Annotated in this window: 14 protein-coding genes; 8 read left to right on the top strand and 6 right to left on the bottom strand. The window is 66.7% G+C overall.

Annotated features, from left to right (window positions below; translation table 11 throughout):
• Positions 1 to 2: 2 nt before the first annotated feature.
• Entirely contained in the window at positions 3 to 1,946 is a 1,944-nt protein-coding gene (cysN, locus tag J2X37_RS02690; RefSeq protein WP_310017426.1) for a sulfate adenylyltransferase subunit CysN, read from the bottom strand.
• On the bottom strand, positions 1,946 to 2,875 hold the full coding sequence (gene cysD, locus J2X37_RS02685; RefSeq protein ID WP_310017422.1) for a sulfate adenylyltransferase subunit CysD: 930 nt from the start codon (positions 2,873 to 2,875) through the stop codon (positions 1,946 to 1,948). The genes cysN and cysD overlap by 1 nt, the downstream gene beginning before the upstream one ends.
• A gap of 313 nt (positions 2,876 to 3,188) precedes the next feature.
• Between cysD and J2X37_RS02680 the strand changes: the two genes are divergently transcribed.
• From J2X37_RS02680 to J2X37_RS02655, 6 genes are all read left to right on the top strand, one after another.
• On the top strand, positions 3,189 to 3,398 hold the full coding sequence (locus tag J2X37_RS02680) for a hypothetical protein (protein WP_310017420.1): 210 nt from the start codon (positions 3,189 to 3,191) through the stop codon (positions 3,396 to 3,398).
• A gap of 82 nt (positions 3,399 to 3,480) precedes the next feature.
• On the top strand, positions 3,481 to 4,110 hold the full coding sequence (locus J2X37_RS02675) for a TetR/AcrR family transcriptional regulator (protein WP_310017418.1): 630 nt from the start codon (positions 3,481 to 3,483) through the stop codon (positions 4,108 to 4,110).
• Between the two features lie 275 nt (positions 4,111 to 4,385).
• A complete protein-coding gene (locus J2X37_RS02670) occupies positions 4,386 to 6,767 on the top strand; it encodes a TonB-dependent receptor (RefSeq protein WP_310017416.1) in 2,382 nt (793 codons plus the stop codon).
• A gap of 85 nt (positions 6,768 to 6,852) precedes the next feature.
• Complete coding sequence (locus J2X37_RS02665) at positions 6,853 to 8,358, top strand: aldehyde dehydrogenase family protein (RefSeq protein ID WP_310017414.1); 1,506 nt, start codon at positions 6,853 to 6,855, stop codon at positions 8,356 to 8,358.
• 97 nt (positions 8,359 to 8,455) lie between these two features.
• Complete coding sequence (locus tag J2X37_RS02660) at positions 8,456 to 10,531, top strand: PQQ-dependent dehydrogenase, methanol/ethanol family (RefSeq protein ID WP_310017412.1); 2,076 nt, start codon at positions 8,456 to 8,458, stop codon at positions 10,529 to 10,531.
• Positions 10,531 to 11,055, top strand: coding sequence for a VOC family protein (locus J2X37_RS02655; RefSeq protein WP_310017410.1), 525 nt, complete (start codon positions 10,531 to 10,533; stop codon positions 11,053 to 11,055). Before J2X37_RS02660 ends, J2X37_RS02655 begins: the two co-directional genes overlap by 1 nt.
• Before the next feature lie 7 nt (positions 11,056 to 11,062).
• Here the strand turns inward: J2X37_RS02655 and J2X37_RS02650 are convergent, their stop codons facing one another.
• On the bottom strand, positions 11,063 to 11,884 hold the full coding sequence (locus J2X37_RS02650; RefSeq protein WP_310017408.1) for an SDR family oxidoreductase: 822 nt from the start codon (positions 11,882 to 11,884) through the stop codon (positions 11,063 to 11,065).
• Positions 11,885 to 11,973: 89 nt separating this feature from the next.
• On the opposite strand from J2X37_RS02650, the gene J2X37_RS02645 reads away from it, so the two are divergent.
• On the top strand, positions 11,974 to 12,903 hold the full coding sequence (locus J2X37_RS02645; RefSeq protein ID WP_310017406.1) for an acyl-CoA thioesterase domain-containing protein: 930 nt from the start codon (positions 11,974 to 11,976) through the stop codon (positions 12,901 to 12,903).
• A 5-nt stretch (positions 12,904 to 12,908) separates the two neighbouring features.
• Here the strand turns inward: J2X37_RS02645 and J2X37_RS02640 are convergent, their stop codons facing one another.
• Positions 12,909 to 13,658, bottom strand: coding sequence for an SDR family NAD(P)-dependent oxidoreductase (locus tag J2X37_RS02640; RefSeq protein ID WP_310017404.1), 750 nt, complete (start codon positions 13,656 to 13,658; stop codon positions 12,909 to 12,911).
• A gap of 92 nt (positions 13,659 to 13,750) precedes the next feature.
• Here J2X37_RS02640 and J2X37_RS02635 point away from each other — a divergent pair, with 92 nt between their 5' ends.
• Entirely contained in the window at positions 13,751 to 14,491 is a 741-nt protein-coding gene (locus J2X37_RS02635; protein WP_310017402.1) for a helix-turn-helix domain-containing protein, read from the top strand.
• On the opposite strand, the gene J2X37_RS02630 is transcribed toward J2X37_RS02635, so the two are convergent.
• Together J2X37_RS02630 and J2X37_RS02625 are read right to left on the bottom strand one after the other, a co-directional pair.
• Positions 14,464 to 15,768, bottom strand: coding sequence for an MFS transporter (locus tag J2X37_RS02630; protein WP_310017400.1), 1,305 nt, complete (start codon positions 15,766 to 15,768; stop codon positions 14,464 to 14,466). The genes J2X37_RS02635 and J2X37_RS02630 overlap by 28 nt on opposite strands.
• Positions 15,768 to 17,453, bottom strand: coding sequence for an AMP-binding protein (locus tag J2X37_RS02625; protein ID WP_310017397.1), 1,686 nt, complete (start codon positions 17,451 to 17,453; stop codon positions 15,768 to 15,770). The genes J2X37_RS02630 and J2X37_RS02625 overlap by 1 nt, the downstream gene beginning before the upstream one ends.
• Position 17,454 lies beyond the last annotated feature (1 nt).

The following is a 17,454-nucleotide window of genomic DNA, read 5'->3' as shown; positions in this document are numbered from 1 at the left end:
GCTCACCAGCCCAGCGCGTATTCGACGATCATGTCGGCCGCCTCGTCCGCGGTCATCTTCGTCGTGTCGATGCGGATCTCCGGGTTCTCCGGCGCTTCGTAAGGGCTGTCGATCCCGGTGAAGTTCTTGAGGTTGCCCTCGCGCGCCTTCTTGTAGAGGCCCTTGACGTCGCGCTCCTCGGCCACGCTCAGCGGCGTGTCGATGAACACCTCGACGAACTCGCCCTCGGCGCACATGCTGCGCACCATCTCGCGCTCGGCCCGGAATGGGCTGATGAAGGCGGTGACGACGATGAGGCCGGCATCGGTCATCAGCCGCGCCACTTCGCCGACGCGGCGGATGTTCTCGATCCGGTCGGCATCGGTGAAGCCGAGGTCCTTGTTGAGCCCGTGGCGCACGTTGTCGCCGTCGAGCAGGAAGGAATGCCGGTTCATCCGGTGCAGCCGCTTCTCGACCAGGTTGGCGATCGTCGACTTGCCCGAACCCGACAGGCCGGTGAACCACAGCACCTTGGGCTTCTGGTTCTTGAGATCGGCCCGCGCTTCGCGCGTGATGTCGAGCGCCTGCCAGTGGACGTTCTGCGACCGGCGCAGCGCGAAGTGGATCATCCCTGCCGCGACCGTCTGGTTGGTCAGCTTGTCGATCAGGATGAAGCCGCCCAGCGTCTTGTTGAGGGTTCCCCCCATCCCCTCATTGGCCTCCTCGCGATAGGGCAGGAAAACCAGCGGCTTGTCGGTCACCAGTTCGGTCACGCCGATGGCGTTGAGGTCAAGCGTCTTGGCCGCCAGGTGCTCCATCGTGTTGACGTCGACCGCGTACTTGGGCGGCTGCAGGCTGGCCGACACGGTCTGCGTCGCCAGCTTCAGCCAGTAGGACCGGCCCGGCAGCAGCGGCTCGTCCGCCATCCACACCACGGTCGTCTCGAACTGGTCGGCGACCTGGGGCGGGCTGTCGGCGGCGGCGATGACGCTCCCGCGCGAACAGTCGACCTCGTCCGCCAGCGTGATCGTCACCGACTGGCCGGCCTGCGCCTCGGCAACGTCGCCGTCGAAAGTGACGATGGACTTGACCGTGCTGGTCTTGCCCGAAGGCACGATACGCACCGGATCGCCCGGCTTCACCGCACCGCCGCTGACCAGGCCGGAGAAGCCCCGGAAGTCGAGGTTAGGCCGGTTGACCCACTGCACCGGCATGCGGAACGGCTTGGCGAGGTCGTCGTCGGCCGACACCTCCACCGTCTCGAGATGTTCCATCAGCGTCGGGCCGTCGTACCACGGGGTATGGGCCGAACGGTCGGTGACGTTGTCGCCCTTGAAGCCAGAGATCGGGATGGCGGTGAAGTCGGCGATGCCGATCTGCCTCGCGAACTCGCGGTATTCGGCGACGATCGCGTCGTAAGTGGCCCGGTCGTAGTCGACGAGGTCCATCTTGTTCACCGCCAGCACGATGTTCTTGATGCCGACGAGATGCGCGAGATAACTGTGCCGCCGGGTCTGCACCAGCACGCCCTTCCTCGCGTCGATCAGGATGACGGCAAGGTCCGCGGTCGACGCGCCGGTCACCATGTTGCGGGTATACTGTTCGTGGCCGGGGGTGTCGGCGACGATGAACTTGCGCTTTTCGGTGGTGAAGAAGCGGTAGGCGACGTCGATGGTGATGCCCTGCTCCCGCTCCGCCGCGAGGCCGTCGACCAGCAGCGCGAAGTCGATCTCCTGCCCCTGCGTGCCGACGCGCCGGCTGTCGCTTTCCAGCGCCTCGAGCTGGTCCTCGAAGATCATCTTGGCATCGTAAAGCAGCCGGCCGATCAGCGTCGACTTGCCGTCGTCGACCGAGCCGCAGGTGATGAAGCGCAGCATCGTCTTGTGCTGGTGGGTCTCGAGATACTTCTCGATGTCCTCGGCGATCAGCGCGTCGGTCTGGTAGACGGGGTCTTTCGTGTCGGTCATCAGAAGTACCCCTCCTGCTTCTTCTTCTCCATGCCGGCGCCGCCCGCATCCTTGTCGATCGTGCGGCCCTGCCGCTCGCTGGTGGTGGTGAGCAGCGTTTCCTGGATCACCTCGGACAGGTTCGCCGCCTCGCTCTCCACCGCGCCGGTCAGCGGGAAGCAGCCCAGCGTGCGGAAGCGGATCGAGCGCTCGGTGATCTCGGGCCGGCGGCCCAGCACGCGTTCCAGCCGGTCGATGTCATCGGCCATCAGCAGCTGGCCCTGCCATTCGAACGTCGGGCGCTTCGCCGCGAAGTAGAGCGGCACGATCTCGATCGCGTTCAGCTGGATATACTGCCAGATGTCGAGCTCGGTCCAGTTGCTGATCGGGAAGACGCGGATGCTCTCGCCCCCGTTCTGGGTGCGCGGCGCCTTCTTCGCGTTGTAGAGGTTCCACAGCTCCGGGCGCTGGTTCTTGGGATCCCAGCCATGGCTCGCGGTGCGGAAGCTGAACACGCGCTCCTTCGCCCGGCTCTTCTCCTCGTCGCGGCGCGCGCCGCCGAAGGCCGCGTCGAAGCCGTAGAGGTCGAGCGCCTGCTTCAGCCCCTCGGTCTTCCACATGTCGGTGTGGAGCGGGCCGTGATCGAACGGGTTGATGCCGCGCTCTTCCGCATCGGGGTTGTGGTAGACCAGTAGTTCCATGCCCGCATCGCGCGCCGCCTTGTCGCGCAGCGCGTACATGTCCTGGAACTTCCAGGTGGTGTCGACGTGCAGCAGCGGGAACGGCGGCGGGCTGGGATAGAACGCCTTCTTCGCCAGGTGCAGCATCACCGCGCTGTCCTTGCCCACCGAATAGAGCATCACCGGCTTTTCGGTTTCGGCCACGACTTCGCGGATGATATGGATGCTCTCGGCCTCAAGCCGTTCCAGGTGCGTCAGGGCGCGCGGCATCGATACTCCTTCGCAAGGGTCGGGCGACCGCATCGGCCGCGCCCGTCAGGCACGCTCGCCAGGCAAGCGGGCCGAAGATGAAAACGGATCGGAGGCAACGCGGCGGATGCGCAGCCCCGACATTGCGCGCGTTCATAGCGAAAGGCGCGCGGCGGTTCGCCAAAATAAATCTTGCGCGCGAGCAATCACGGCTTGGCGGGCCGAGCGATCCGCAACGGGTGCGCCTTCGCTAACCGCCTGCCCCATCGCGCTCCCAAGATGCACCTGGGACGAGGGCCGCTTCCTGCTGATCCATCCCCTTGCCCGCGATGCGATGCGGCTCGACGAACTGTGCGTCAGCTTGCAGCGGGCGGTCGAATTCCCGGCGATCCCGCACGGCAATGCGCTGCATCACGACCGGGTCCGCATCTCCACCGCCACCGCCTGGCGCCGGGCGGCCAAGGCGGTCGCCCTGCCCTTCGCGCTGATCGCGAGCCTCGGCATCGAGAACGTGCGCGGTGCGCGCCACGTCGAACGGGTGTGAGCGCGGAAATGACCCGACCTATTCCTTCCAACCGTTTCGGGTCGGTCCGGTTCGGCGTATCCGATCCGCAACGGGGAGCCGGATGGACAGACTGCAGGACTGGGATGCGAGTGTGCCCGCATGGATGGGGCGCTTCGACGACGACGATACCGACAGCGTGCGACGGCAGGACTTTGCCGAAGCGGCGATCCGGCTCGTCGCGTCGGAGGGGTTTGAGGGACTGACCTTCCGCCGCCTCGCCGCGGTGAAGGATTGCAGCACCACCACCATCGCCTCGCTGTTCGGCGACCGGCAGGGCCTGTGGATGGCGGTCTATCGCATGACTGTGCTACGGACCCAGACCCGGATCCGAGCGGCCTATGTCAAGACGGGTGGCAGCCCTGTCGCCTGCATCCTGGCGCAGATGCCGGTGACCGCGCAGGGACGCGAAGACTGGGCGGTCTATCTGGCGCAGAACACCGTTTCGGCGGCCAACCCGATCTTCGCCGACGAATATCGCCGTCAGGTCCGCTATGCCGTGCGCGATTTCGCCGAGCTGCTCAATCGGGAGCACGAGTTTTCGCAGGCGAATGCCCGCCGCGCCTCTCGCGTGGCGTTTACGCTGTGCATCGGTATCGCGGTGCAGGCCATGTTCGAACCGCTGAGCTGGTCCGCCCGGCGACAGGAGAGCTACCTGCGCGCACAGTTCGAGCTTAACGGTATTCCCACCTGAGACGGCCAGGCGAGACAAGCAAAACTAAAAGACGCTCGTCTTTCGGAACTAAGACAAAAATATTTTCCCGATTTACCAACCGATTTCGGTTGGCGTGACGCAGACTGTATTTCAAATGTTCGTAGTCTTTGTATAACGCATCGGGTAAAGGACTTTCTCGCAGATGCAAAACGGGTTCTGCGGTTGATTTTGGAATTGCTCCCCTCATCGCCTCCGCCATATTAAGGCGAATGGTACAAAAGGCCGCCCACCGGCCTGACCTGAGGGAGAGAATCATGAGTCCGTGCCTTCGCACAGTCGTGTCCGCAACCGCGCTTGCCGCATCGCTCGCCGCGCAGCCGGTTCTGGCGCAGGACGCCGAGACCGCCACCGACACCCGCGCTACGGCTCCTGCCGACGAGATCATCGTAACCGCCCGCCGCCGCGAGGAAACACTCCTCGACGTGCCGGTGGCGATTGCCGCAGTCGGTGCAGAACAGCTCGAACGCTATGCTGCGACCGACTTGCAGAAGATCGGCCAGCTGGTCCCGCAGGTCATCCTCGCCAAGACCGGCGGTGGCGGCGCGGGCGCATCCTTCACCATCCGCGGGCTCGGCTCATCGGCGCTCGACGCCGGTATCGACCAGACGGTTTCGCTCAACATCGACGGCCTTCAGATCAGCCGCGGGCGGCTTGTCGCGCAGAGCTTCTTCGACGTGCAGCAGGTCGAAGTGCTGAAGGGTCCGCAGGCGCTGTTCTTCGGCAAGAACAGCCCCGGCGGCGTCGTCTCGGTCAAGACCAAGGGCGCGACCGACAAGCTGGAAGGCTATGTCCGTGCCGGTTACGAGTTCAAGGCCGACGAACGCTTCGTCGAAGGCGCTATCTCCGGCCCGCTAACCGATACGCTGGGCTTCCGCATCGCGGCTCGCGGTTCGAAGATGTCGGGTTACATCGACAACAATGCCGGACCGATCACCCTGCCCAGCGATCCCACCCACCCCAGCATCGGTGCGGCGCATGACCGCGATCCCGGGACCAGGGAAGTTCTCGGTCGATTCACGCTGGAATGGAACCCGTCGAGCGCGTTCGACGCGACGCTCAAGGTGTTCGGCGACAAGCTGCACGACAACGGCGAAACCTCGGGCACCGAACTGCTGTGCGACGGCGGCTCGCGCACGCTCGATCTGCTGTCGGGCACGCTGGTGTCCGACCCCTACAGCGATTGCGAATTGAATGGCGAGCGGACGCTGGGGGCGTTCAACCCGGAAATCGGCGCGAAATATCCCGGCTCGAACGGTGGCGTGCCGGAAACACGGTACGAATCGCTGCTCACCTCGCTGACCATGAATTACCGTGCGGGCGCACTGAACTTCACCTCGGTGAGCGGCTTCTGGAGCTACACCAACGACGGGTTCGACAACTTCGCCTTCGATTCCACCCCGACCGTGGCGGGCGCGAACAAGGACCATTCCGAAGCTTTCACGCAGGAACTGCGCGTGAACTCCGACTATGACGGCATGTTCAACTTTGCCGCCGGTCTGTTCTACGAAGACGGCAAGCGCGACACGCGCGGCAACGGCTTCATCGCCAACGTCGGCACCGACAGCCGCTATGATACCTACCACAACTGGCAACTTCTGTCGGACAACACCGGCAAGACCTACTCGGCGTTCGGCCAGCTCATTTTCGACGTGACAGACACCCTCGAACTGGCAGGCGGCGCGCGCTGGACCAAGGAGACCAAGCGTACCACCGTCGGCAACAGCTACGTCAACGACAACTTCGCCGCGTTCGGCATCACTGCGGACGAGGGCGAATTCACCACCGGCCGCTTCTCCGACGAACAGATTTCGCCCGAAGCGACGATCACCTGGCGCGCGACGCCCGAAACGACGATCTACGCCGCGTACAAGACCGGCTACAAATCGGGCGGCTTCTCCAACCCCTCGATCCTGTCGGCGGGGCAGACCATCGCGGACCTCGGCTTCGCGCCCGAAAAGGCGGACGGCGGCGAAGTCGGCTTCAAGGGCGAGCTGCTCGATCGTCGCCTCATGGTGAACGCGACCGTCTATCGCTACACGTTCAAGGGGCTGCAACTCACCTCGTTCAACCCCTCGCCCCCGTCGTTCACGATCCGCAACGCGGCATCGGCTCGCACGACCGGCGTGGAACTGGACGGCGCCTTCAACGTCACGCCCGAATTCACGCTGCGCGCGGCGGCGGGCTATAACAAGGCGAAGTACCTGAGCTTCCCCGCCGCCCCCTGCTATGCGGGCCAGACGGCGGACGAGGGCTGTACCGGCACCACGCAGGACCTGTCTGGCACGCCGCTCGTGCGCGCGCCGAAGTGGAACCTGACCGGCGGCATCACCTACGACAGGGAACTGACCAGCGACCTTGGCCTGGGCCTGTCGGGCGACGCCAACTACACCAGCGGCTACTGGTTGCTGGAAAACCAGAACCCGGTCGGCTGGCAGAAGGGCTTTGCCCGCCTCAACGCCACCGCGCGCCTCTACCAGCTCGACGACAACTGGGAACTGGCGCTGATCGGGCGCAACCTCACCAACAAGTACTACGGCATCGCCGGCGCGGAAAAGCCGTTCGGCACGCCCGACGCGGTCTGGGTCAACATCGGCCGCCCGCGCGAAATCCTGCTGCAGGGAACGGTTCGCTTCTGATCCCGCACCGACCGGCGCCGCCTCGCTTTCACTCCCTGGGAGAAGTGCGGCGTCGGTCTCCTTTCTATCTGACACGGAGCTTCGCATGGCGCTGCACGATCCCAACCCGCAGGTGAGCGATTACCTGGCCGGCACCCACCAGCTGTTCATCGACGGCGCGTGGCAGGATGCGTCGAGCGGGGAGACCTTCGAGGTGCATGACCCGGCGACCGGCCGGTGCATCGCCCGCGTGGCCGAGGGCCGCGCCGCCGACATCGACCGCGCCGTCGCCGCCGCACGCCGCGCCTTCGACGAACGCCGCTGGCACGGGTTGCCGCCCGAACGGCGCGCCGACATCCTGTGGAAGCTGGCCGAACTGTTCGAGCGTGAAGCGCGCACGCTGGCCGAGATCGACGTGGCCGACAACGGCATGCCGATCGCCTTTGCCGAATGGATGGTCGGATCCACCATCGCGCAGCTCAAATACTATGCCGGCATGATCACCAAGGTGACGGGCCGCAACGTCAGCCCGTCCATCGCCAGCGATGCGGTGCCCATGCACGCCTATACCAGCGTGGAGCCGGTGGGCGTGGCGGGGATCATCATCCCGTGGAACGGCCCGATCGGCACGCTCATCATCAAGCTCGCCCCCGCGCTTGCCGCCGGGTGCTGCGTGGTGGTGAAACCGGCGGAACTGACGCCGCTGTCGGCGCTGTACGCCGCGAACCTGATGAACGAGGCGGGCGTGCCGCCGGGCGTGGTCAACATCGTGCCCGGCTTCGGCAAGGATGCGGGGCAGTCACTGGTAGACCACGCCGATGTCGACAAGATCAGCTTCACCGGATCGACCGAGACCGGGAAGGCCATCGTCCGGTCCGCCGCGGCCAATCTCAAGCGGGTGACGCTGGAACTGGGCGGCAAGTCGCCGGTCATCGTGTTCGACGATGCCGATCCCGACATCGCCATTCCCGGCGCCGCCATGGGCATCTTCGCCAACACCGGGCAGGTCTGTTTCGCCGGATCGCGCCTGTTCGTGCAGAAGAAGTCCTACGACAAGGTGGTTGCCGGGATCAGCGATTTCGCGAAATCGCTGACCATCGGCAAGGGCATGGATCCGGCCAGCCAGATCGGCCCGCTGATCAGCGCGGGGCAGCGCGACAAGGTCGCCAGCTACCTCGAAACCGGCGTACGCGAAGGGGCCGAGATCGTCACAGGTGGCTCGACTCACGGCGACCACGGCTTCTTCGTGCAGCCCACCGTCTTTGCCAACGTCGATGCATCCATGCGCATCGTGAAGGAAGAGATCTTCGGCCCGGTGCTGGTGGCGACGCCGGTCGACGACATGGACGACCTGGTCCGCATGGCGAACGACACCCGCTACGGCCTGGGTGCGGGCATCTACACCACCAGCGTCAACAAGGCGCACCTCGTCGCGCAAAAGCTGCGCGCGGGCAACGTGTGGATCAACGGATACGGCGTCATGCACGCAGCGATGCCCTTCGGGGGTTTCCGAGAATCCGGCTGGGGCCGCGAGAACGGACTGGAAGGTATCTCCGCCTTTCAGGAAACCAAGTCTGTCTTTATCACCCTCAACGAAAACGACAGGGCCTGACCTGGACATGCCTCATACGTCTCCCGACCCGACTTTGACCGACCGGATTGGTTTGCGCGGCGCCGGCTTTTCTCTCCTTGCCCTGCTCGCGCTTGCAATGGGGGCATGCAGCACGGGTGGGGGGACGGATACGGGACGCGAGGACGCCGCCTTCGATGCGCGGATCATCGCGGCCGACAGCGAGCCGCATAACTGGCTGAGTCACGGCCGCACCTATTCCGAGCAGCGCTTCTCGCCGCTGGACGACATCGACACCGGCAATGTCGCGAAACTCGGCCTGGCCTGGTCGCACGATCTCGACACGTTCCGCGGGCAGGAGGGTACGCCGCTCATCGTCGACGGGGTGATGTTCGCGACCACCGCGTGGAGCAAGGTCGTCGCGCTCAATGCCGCGACGGGCGAACCGATCTGGCAATTCGACTCTGAAGTGCCCGGCGACACCGCGCTCCACGCCTGTTGCGACGTGGTGAACCGGGGCGCGGCCTATGCCGACGGGCGGCTGTTCTTCGGCACCATCGACGGGCGCCTCATCGCGCTCGATGCCCGAACCGGCCAGCCTATCTGGTCGGTGCAGACGACCGACCCGGACGCGGCGCAGGCGATCTCGGGCGCGCCGCGGGTGGCCAAGGGCAAGGTGTTCATCGGGAACGGCGGGGCGGACCATGGCCAGCGCGGCTACATCTCCGCCTACGACCAGAAGACCGGCAAGATGGCCTGGCGCTTCTACACCGTGCCGGGAGAGCCGGGGAAGATGGACGGGCAGATCTCCGACGAGCCGCTGGAGAAGATGGCCCGCGCGACATGGTCGGGCGACGCCTTCTGGAAGATCGGCGGCGGCGGCACGGTCTGGGATTCGATCGTCTACGATCACGAGATGGATCGGCTTTACGTCGGCGTCGGCAACGGCGGACCGTGGAACCGGGGCCTGCGCTCCAACGGCGAAGGCGACAACCTGTTCGTCGGCTCGATCCTTGCGCTCGATCCCGACACCGGCGAATACATCTGGCACTATCAGGAAACGCCGGGCGACCAGTGGGACTTCACATCCACCCAGCAGATGATCCTCGCCGATCTCACCATCGACGGCACGGCGCGCAAGGTCATCATGCACGCGCCCAAGAACGGGTTCTTCTACGTCATCGATCGCGGCACCGGCAAACCCATCTCGGCGGAGAAGTTCGTGCCGGTCAATTGGGCGGACCGCATCGATCTGGCCACCGGCCGTCCGGTGGAGAACCCCGCCGCCCGTTATGACAAGGCGGGGCCGTACCTGGCCACTTCGGGCGGCTGGGGCGCGCACAACTGGCACCCGATGGCGTTCAGCCCGAAGACCGGCCTCGTCTACATCCCGGCGATGCAGGTGCCGATGCTCTACAACCCCGACGGCAGTTACGAGATGCGTCCGGGGCTGCTCAACCTCGGCATCAAGATGGACGCCAACCTGCCGATGGACAAGGCGGGCATCGCGGCCCTGCAATCGGCGCTGCAAGGCAACCTGATCGCGTGGGACCCGGTGGCACAGAAGGAAGTCTGGCGGGTCAAGCGCGAGTCCCCGTGGAACGGCGGCGTGCTGGCGACCGCAGGCAACCTCGTGTTCGAAGGGCTCGCCGACGGCACCTTCCGTGCTTACGACGCGACCAACGGCACCGAGCTCTGGCGCTTCGACGCACAGCAGGCGGTGATGCCCGGCCCGGTCAGCTATGGGGTGGACGGCGTGCAATACATCGCGGTCATGGCCGGCAAAGGCGGTGCCTACAACCTTGCCATGCCCGGTTTCGCCCGCCCAGACCCGAAGATCCCGGGCCGCATCATGGCGTTCCGCATCGGCGGCACCGCCAAGTTGGCCGCGAAGCCCAAGGCCGACGTCATGCCCTTCGCCCCCTCTGACGAAGTATTCACCGCGGCGCAGATCGCGCGCGGCGACACGATCTTCAACCTCACCTGCGGGGCCTGCCATGGGGCGGGCGCGCAAAGCATCGGCGTGCTGCCGGACCTGCGCCGTTCGGGCGCGCTGGCGCACAAGGACGTGTGGAAGCAGATCGTGATCGACGGAATGCTGGCCGAAAACGGCATGGCGAGTTTCGCCAAGTACCTGACGCCGGTCGATGCGGAGGCGGTGCGCGCCTACGTCAACGACCGGGCCCGCGCGGCGAAGCAGGCCGGAGCGCAATGATGCAGAAGTTCGGAGCGCGCATGGTTCAGGCCGGATACCTGGTCGACGATCTCGACGCGGCTATGGCGCACTGGACGAAGACGCTGGGCGCAGGCCCGTTCTTCGTCCTGCCCAGGCGCGAGTTCGTCGAGCTGTACCACGGCGGCGAGGCGTGCAGCGAACCGATGATCGCGGCGGTCGCGCTGGGCCAGCTGGACGACCTGCAGATCGAGCTCATCGTGCCGGGCGGCGGGCCGTCGACCTATCACCGCTTTCTGGGCGCAGGCGGGCGAGGCCTGCATCACATGGGCTACATCGCCGACGATTTCGATGCGTCGTACAAGGCCGCGCTAGATGCAGGGCTGGTCGTCGCCACCGAGGGCCGCTCGCAGGCGACGCAGTTCGCCTATGTCGAGAACCCGGACGCGCTTGCCGAACCGTGCCTGGAGATCATCGCCGCGAGCGATGCCATCGTCGGCATCTTTGCCATGGTGGCGCAGGCGCATGCAGGATGGGACGGGTCGCAGCCCGTCCGCCACCTCTGATCCAACCTCACTCGATCCCGTCGCGCCCGAAGAACGTCGCGTCCTTGCGATAGTAGTCGGCGTTGAGCCTGAGCTCGGTCAGTCCGCTGTCGACGGCGATGACCTGCCCCGTCACGTTGCGCCCGTCGGGGCCGGCGAGCCATGCGAAGCAGCCTGCGATCTCGTCGGCGCTGACGATAGTGCCCAGCGGGTTGCGCGCGCGCTGGGCCGCCTCCATCGCCTCCATCCCGCCATAGGCCAGTTCGGTCAGCCGCGAGGGCACGCTTCCGGGCGCGACGGCGTTGACCCGGATGCCGTCCGCGGCCAGCTCGCTCGCCGCGGAACGGGTCAGGCCGACGACGCCATGCTTGGCCGCGGTATAGGCATGGGGGGCAAGCGCCGCGATGCCGCCGACGCTGGCGGTGTTGAGGATCGACCCGCCCCGCTCCCCATTGCGCCCCATCACCCGCGCCGCGTGCTTGGTGCCGAGAAACACCGAGGTGAGCAGCACCGTGACAGTGCGGTTCCAGGCATCGAGCGTGATGTCGGCAATGCCCCCCAGCGCGCCCAGTTGCCCGGCATTGTTGATCATGCAGCCGAGCCATCCGTGCCGATCGACGCACGTGCCGACCAGCGCTTCGAAGTCGGCCTCGCTGGTTACGTCGCAGCGGCGATAGTGGCCGCCGATCTGTGCGGCCAGCGCCTCTCCACGCGCGTCGTCGATGTCGGCAACGATCACTTTTGCACCCAATGCGGCGAAGAGGCAGGCGGTCGCCGCGCCAAGGCCGTTGGCGCCGCCGGTGACGATGGCGGGCAGGTCGGCGAGCGGGCGGTGGTCGATGGTGGTCATGGGCGGTCCTCTTGGCTTGATTTCGCCGTGGCGGCGTGTTTGAGGCAGATGATCGAAAAAACAGGCGCGGCGTGCCGCGATGGCGGAGAATGCGCGTGGCCCCGGCTGACAATCCTTATCCCGACGATCCGGCGCAGGAGCGAGAGCGGGCCTTCGATCTTGCCGAAAGGGCCCATCCTGCCGAACCTGCGGGCGACCGCTTTACCGCGCCGGTGGTGCCGAGCGGGCTGCTGCGGCTTTACGGCGGGATGGTCGTGGCGCAGGCGCTCGCCGCGGCGCAGCGCACTGTCCCGGCCGACAAGCCGGTGCACAGCCTGCACGCCTATTTTCTGAAACCGGGGCTGACCGACAGGCCGCTCGATTTCGCGGTGCGGCGGCTTACCGACGGGCGCAGCTTTGCCGCGCGCCATGTCGCCGCGACGCAGGATGCGAACCCCGTGGTCGAGATGATGGCCAGCTTCCAGGTCGACGAGCCGGGACCGGCCTTTGCCATGCCGATGCCCGACGTGCCGCCGCCCGATGCCTTGCCGGTGCTCGAAGACCTGTTCCGTGCCCACGCCGACACCTTGCCCTTGCGGCACCGGCCGTTCTGGCTGCGGCGGCAGCAGGTCGAATGGCGCCCCTGCGAACCGTTCGGCTTCGGCGACGACAGCGTCCGAGCGCCGCGCCGCAGTTTCTGGTTCCGGATGAAGGAGCCGCTGCTGGCCGACCAGGCGCGGCAGCGCTGCTGGCTGGCCTATGCCAGCGATTTCCACCTGTTCCAAACCGGTCTGCTGCCGCTCGGCCACGGCTTCGACAACGACTTCCTGCAAACCAGCAGCCTCGACCACGCGATGTGGTTTCATGGCGACGTCGATATGAACCAGTGGATGCTCTACGCGCAGGAAACCCCGGCGGCGGGCGGCGCGCGGCTCTACGCGCGCGGCACCGTGTTCCGCGCCGACGGCACGCCGCTTGCCCATGTCGCGCAGCAGGGGCTCGTGCGCGTGCTGGACCGGGTTCGCGAAGGAAAGATCTGAGCCGGTCACGGCATGAAGAACCCGCCGTTCACGTCGAGGATCGCTCCGATGACGAAGGCGGCGTCCTCCGACACGAGGTAGCGGGTCGCGGCGGCGATGTCGCCGGGCCGTCCCAGCCTTCCGGCGGGGATCTGCGCGACGTAGTCGTCGAGCGCGAACTGTTCCGACTGGTCGGTCTCGATCCGGCCGGGCGCGATGCAGTTGGCGGTGATGCCATGGCCGCCCGCCTGCCCCGCCAGCACGCGGGTAAAGCCGAACAGCGCCGCCTTCGACGCCGCATAGTGCGCGCCCGACAGCATCGAGCGGGTCCGCCCGCCTTGCGAGGAGAAGTTGACGATCCGGCCCCAGCCCGCGCGCTTCATCCCCGGCAGCACCGCGCGGCAGCAATGGAACACGCCGTCGAGATTGATCGAGAGAACCCGGCGCCAATCCTCGACCGCGATGTCCTCCACCATCACCGCGCGCCCGTCGGGAGAGGCGGGGCTGATCCCGGCATTGTTGACGAGGATCCCTACCGGCCCGAAGCGCCGTTCGACCTCGGCGACGGCGGCGGCGACGGCGTCGGCATCGGCAACGTCGCAGGCAAGGCTCGTCACCCGCTCGTCCGTGCCCTCCTCCCGGTCGAGCGAGACGACGCGGTGTCCCAGCGCCGCGAGGTCGAGCGCCACGGCGCGGCCGATCCCGCGCGAGGCGCCGGTCACGATTGCGGTCCTGGGCGTGGTCTGATGGGCAGTGGAAGACGGAAAATCCGTCATGGTGGCGATCCTTCCATTGACAGGGGCGCGGGCAACTTGTGACAGGGTGGCGGCTCGGCTAGCGTCGATGGCCAGGGAAAGCACGGAGCATAATGGCGACCACACTCGAACCTGAGCCGAAGAAGCGCCGCCGTTCGCGCGCGGCGGAGGTGACGCGCATCCGCATCATGGAAGCGGCGGAAATCCTGTTCGCCGACCGCGGCATCGACGGCGTCGCCCTGCGCGAGATCGCCGCCGCCGCCGGGCAGGGCAACAACACCGCGGTGCAGTACCATTTCGGCAGCAAGGAACAGCTGGTCTACGATATCTTCGACTACCGCTCGAACCTGTTCGAACCGCTGCGCGCCGAGATGCTGGACACGGCGGAGAAGAGCGGGCGGATCGACGACGTTCGGGTGCTGCTGCAAGTGCTGGTCCTGCCGCACCTGACGATCTGCGACGACAGCGGCGCGCATCCCTATTCGGCTTTCCTCGCGCAATACCTGACCCGCTCGAGGGCGGAAGGCATCAGGCATCCCTACGACAATCCCGAGGCGCCGGTCCCCGCCCTGCGGCGGGTGCGACGGCTGATTGCGGAACGCTGCGGGCATGTCCCTTCCGACGTGCTGCGGCTGCGGGTCGGGCTGGTGAAGCTGATGTTCCTCAACATGCTGATGCGGCGTGACAGCGGCTTTCCGCGCAGCGACGAGGCCATGCCGCTCGCCATGCTGGTCGAGGACACGCTCGACCTGATGACCGCCGCGCTGACCGCTCCCTATCGCCATGATCCGCCGCCGCCGTTGATCCCGCTGCCCGCCGGGCCCGGTCAGGCCGCCTCCAGGCGGGCGAGGTAGGCCTTTCGCGCCTGGTTCAGGAGGACCAGCCCGACCAGCGCCGAGATTGCCGAGGTAAGCGCCAGCGAGGTGCCGACCATGTTCTCGTCGCGGAAGACGTGGTCGGTGATCAGCGCCACGAGAGTCGGCGCCGCGCCCAGCCCGATGACCGATACGACGAAGACGTAGATCGCGCTCGCCATCCCGCGCATGCGGCTGGGGGAGACGATCTGCAGCGCAGACGACGCGCCCGCCATCGGCAGCGAATAGAAGAAGCTGATCACCCCGCCGATGCCCAGCGCCACCTCGTAGGAAGGCGCAAAGGCGAGCGCGGCGGCAAGCGCGGCGACCATCGCGGCGGCGAAGACCGGCACCATCATCAGCCCGTCGCGCCGCCCGCGCCGTTCGAGCCAGCCGACCAGCAGCGGCCCGCACAAGACGCCCGCCGACCCGCCGATCAGCACGAAGGCCCCGTATTGCAAGCCGATCGCCGACGCGTCCGCCCCGAACTGGCGCATCAGCACCGCCGGCAGCCAGGCCGGGAAGGCATAGAGCGTGATGACCAGCCCGCTCATCCCGGCGTAGAAGTTGAAGTAGAAGCGCCAGTCGTGGCGGAAGCGCCGGCCGACCTCGGCGATCGGCATCGTCTCGTCGGGCTCGTTGCCCAGCGTCGCCTTGCGGAGCGGTTCGCGCACGAAGAACAGCAGCAGCGCCGCGACCAGCGCGCCCGGCACCGCGACCGCGATGAACACGAACTGCCACGGGTCGAGCGAACCGAACTGGTGCGTTTCGGCATATTTCAGCAGGAGCCCGCCGAAGATCATCGCCATCCCGCCGCCGAGGTATGGCCCCATCAGGAGGATCGACATCGCCCGCGGCATGAGCCGGGCGGGAAAGCGATCGGCGATGATCGACCACGCGGCGGGCGTCAGGCTCGCCTCCGCCGCGCCGACGCCGCAACGGGCGAGGAACAGCTGCGTGTAATTGCGCGCCAGCCCGCACAGCGCCGTCGCCAGCGACCAGATCACCACTCCGCCGATCAGCACGTTGCGCCGGTTGGAGGTATCGGCGAGGCGGCCCATGATCGGGCTGAACGCGACGTAGGCGACCGTGAAGGCCAGCCCCTGCAACAGGCTGAGCCGGGTGTCCGACAGGTCGAACTCGGCCTTCAACGGCTCGACCAGCAGGTTCAGCACCTGCCGGTCGATGAAGCTCAGCGTGTAGGCCATGGTCAGGATGACGACGACGCCCCAGGCGCCCCAGCCGACCGTCTCGTCGGCTTGCGAAGGCCCCCTCATCAACCGGCGGCCTTGCGGCGCGGCTCTATCTTGGAATGAGGTTCGAACCCCTTGAGAAGTTCGAACTTCTGCACCTTCGTCGCGCTCATCGGCCAATCCTCAACAAATCTTATGTATCGCGGTATCTTGTAACTCGCGATGCGGCCGTCGCAATGGGCGACAAGCTCTTCGGGGGTCAGGGTCGCGCCGGGCTGAAGCTCGATGAAGGCGGCGGCGACTTCCATCAGGCGGTCGTCGGGCACGCCGATGACCTGCGCCATCCTGACCGCCGGGTGGGTCATCAGGAAGCTTTCCAGCTCGACCGCGGCGACGTTCTCGCCGCCGATCTTGAGCATGTCCTTCAGCCGCCCTTCGTAGACCAGACGCCCGCCCGGACCCTTGCGGCCCAGGTCGCCGGTGTGCAGCCAGCCTTCGGCATCGACCGCCTTGGCGGTGGCCTCTGCGTCCTTGTAATACCCAGCGAAGATGACGTTGCCGCGCAGCCAGATCTCGCCCGGCTCGCCATCGGGGCGTTCTTCGCCGTCCGGCGCGGCGATCATCGCCTCGACCCCGTCGTAGACCCGGCCGCTGGTGGTGAAGAGCAGGTCGCGAGGATCGTCGAGTTCGGAATAGCAAGGCACGCCGGTCGCCTCGGTCAAACCATAGGAATTGACCGGGACCGCGCCGGGAAAGGCATCGGCGTAGCGGCGCAGCAGGTCGGGCGGGCCGACGACGTGGTTTATGCGCAGGCGCGACTGGTCGTACTTCGCGAAATCGGGATGGTTGACCAGCGCTCCGACGATCGTCGGGAACCCGGCGTAGTGGACGGTGGGCCGCTCGCGGATGAGCAGCGCCATCGCTACGTCCTCGTCGAAATGGTCCATCCCCATGAAGCAGGCGCCGGTGTGGCGGCACCCGGCCAGCGGCAGGATGGTCGACATGTGGAACAGCGGCAGCGGATCCCAGACGATGTCGTTCTCGGTCAGGCGGAAGCGTCCCGCCATGCCCTTGCCGGTCACGCACAACGAACGGTGCGCGATCATGCAGGCCTTGGGCCGGCTGGTCGTTCCGGAGGAGAAGATCATCAGGCCGATGTCGTCGGGTGAGACCGCCAGCGTGCGATCGAGGATATCCTCGCGCGTCGCTTCATCCTCCAGCGCCTCGAACGCGGCGGGCGTCATCCACGCGCCGAGTCGCGCCTCGCCCAGTTCGACCACGCGTTTCAGGCGCGGCAGGTCGGGATGGCTTACCCGGCCCCCTTCCCCCGCATGGTCCCCCATGAGGCCGGGAAACGCCTCTTCCAGCATCGGGCGATAGTCGCAGTGCCGCGCCGCCTGACCGCCGACGAACAGGTAATCGATGTCCGCCTTGGGAATGACGTAGGCAAGGTCGTCCGGACGGTAGCGTGCGTTGAGCAGCACCGCGGTCGCCCCGGCAAGCTGGGTGCCGAGATAGAGCGTCACGTATTCGAAGCAGTTGGGCATCAGCACGCCGACGTGATCGCCGGGCCGGACGCCCAGCCCCGCCAGCCGCCGGGCCATCGCGATCGACAGTTCGGCCAGCTCGCGCCAGTTCGCCCGGCTGTCGCCGTAGACCAGCGCGGGCCGGTCGGGAAACCGGTTGGCGATGGCGAACAGCGTTCCCCCCACCGTCAGTGGATCGGGCAGGAGGAACGGGGGGTGCGGCACGGCGGGGTTGGCGTTCACG

It is taken from the genome of Croceicoccus sp. BE223, from assembly GCF_031457155.1.
GTDB lineage: Bacteria > Pseudomonadota > Alphaproteobacteria > Sphingomonadales > Sphingomonadaceae > Croceicoccus.
This window is presented reverse-complemented; position numbering and strand designations above follow the sequence as displayed.

Excerpts from the sequence above, each read along its gene's own strand:
- cysN (WP_310017426.1), bottom strand. The coding sequence starts at position 1,946 with ATGACCGACACGAAAGACCCCGTCTACCAGACCGACGCGCTGATCGCC.
- cysD (WP_310017422.1), bottom strand. The coding sequence starts at position 2,875 with ATGCCGCGCGCCCTGACGCACCTGGAACGGCTTGAGGCCGAGAGCATC.
- J2X37_RS02680 (WP_310017420.1), top strand. The coding sequence starts at position 3,189 with ATGCGGCTCGACGAACTGTGCGTCAGCTTGCAGCGGGCGGTCGAATTC.
- J2X37_RS02675 (WP_310017418.1), top strand. The coding sequence starts at position 3,481 with ATGGACAGACTGCAGGACTGGGATGCGAGTGTGCCCGCATGGATGGGG.
- J2X37_RS02670 (WP_310017416.1), top strand. The coding sequence starts at position 4,386 with ATGAGTCCGTGCCTTCGCACAGTCGTGTCCGCAACCGCGCTTGCCGCA.
- J2X37_RS02665 (WP_310017414.1), top strand. The coding sequence starts at position 6,853 with ATGGCGCTGCACGATCCCAACCCGCAGGTGAGCGATTACCTGGCCGGC.
- J2X37_RS02660 (WP_310017412.1), top strand. The coding sequence starts at position 8,456 with ATGGGGGCATGCAGCACGGGTGGGGGGACGGATACGGGACGCGAGGAC.
- J2X37_RS02655 (WP_310017410.1), top strand. The coding sequence starts at position 10,531 with ATGCAGAAGTTCGGAGCGCGCATGGTTCAGGCCGGATACCTGGTCGAC.
- J2X37_RS02650 (WP_310017408.1), bottom strand. The coding sequence starts at position 11,884 with ATGACCACCATCGACCACCGCCCGCTCGCCGACCTGCCCGCCATCGTC.
- J2X37_RS02645 (WP_310017406.1), top strand. The coding sequence starts at position 11,974 with ATGCGCGTGGCCCCGGCTGACAATCCTTATCCCGACGATCCGGCGCAG.
- J2X37_RS02640 (WP_310017404.1), bottom strand. The coding sequence starts at position 13,658 with ATGACGGATTTTCCGTCTTCCACTGCCCATCAGACCACGCCCAGGACC.
- J2X37_RS02635 (WP_310017402.1), top strand. The coding sequence starts at position 13,751 with ATGGCGACCACACTCGAACCTGAGCCGAAGAAGCGCCGCCGTTCGCGC.
- J2X37_RS02630 (WP_310017400.1), bottom strand. The coding sequence starts at position 15,768 with ATGAGGGGGCCTTCGCAAGCCGACGAGACGGTCGGCTGGGGCGCCTGG.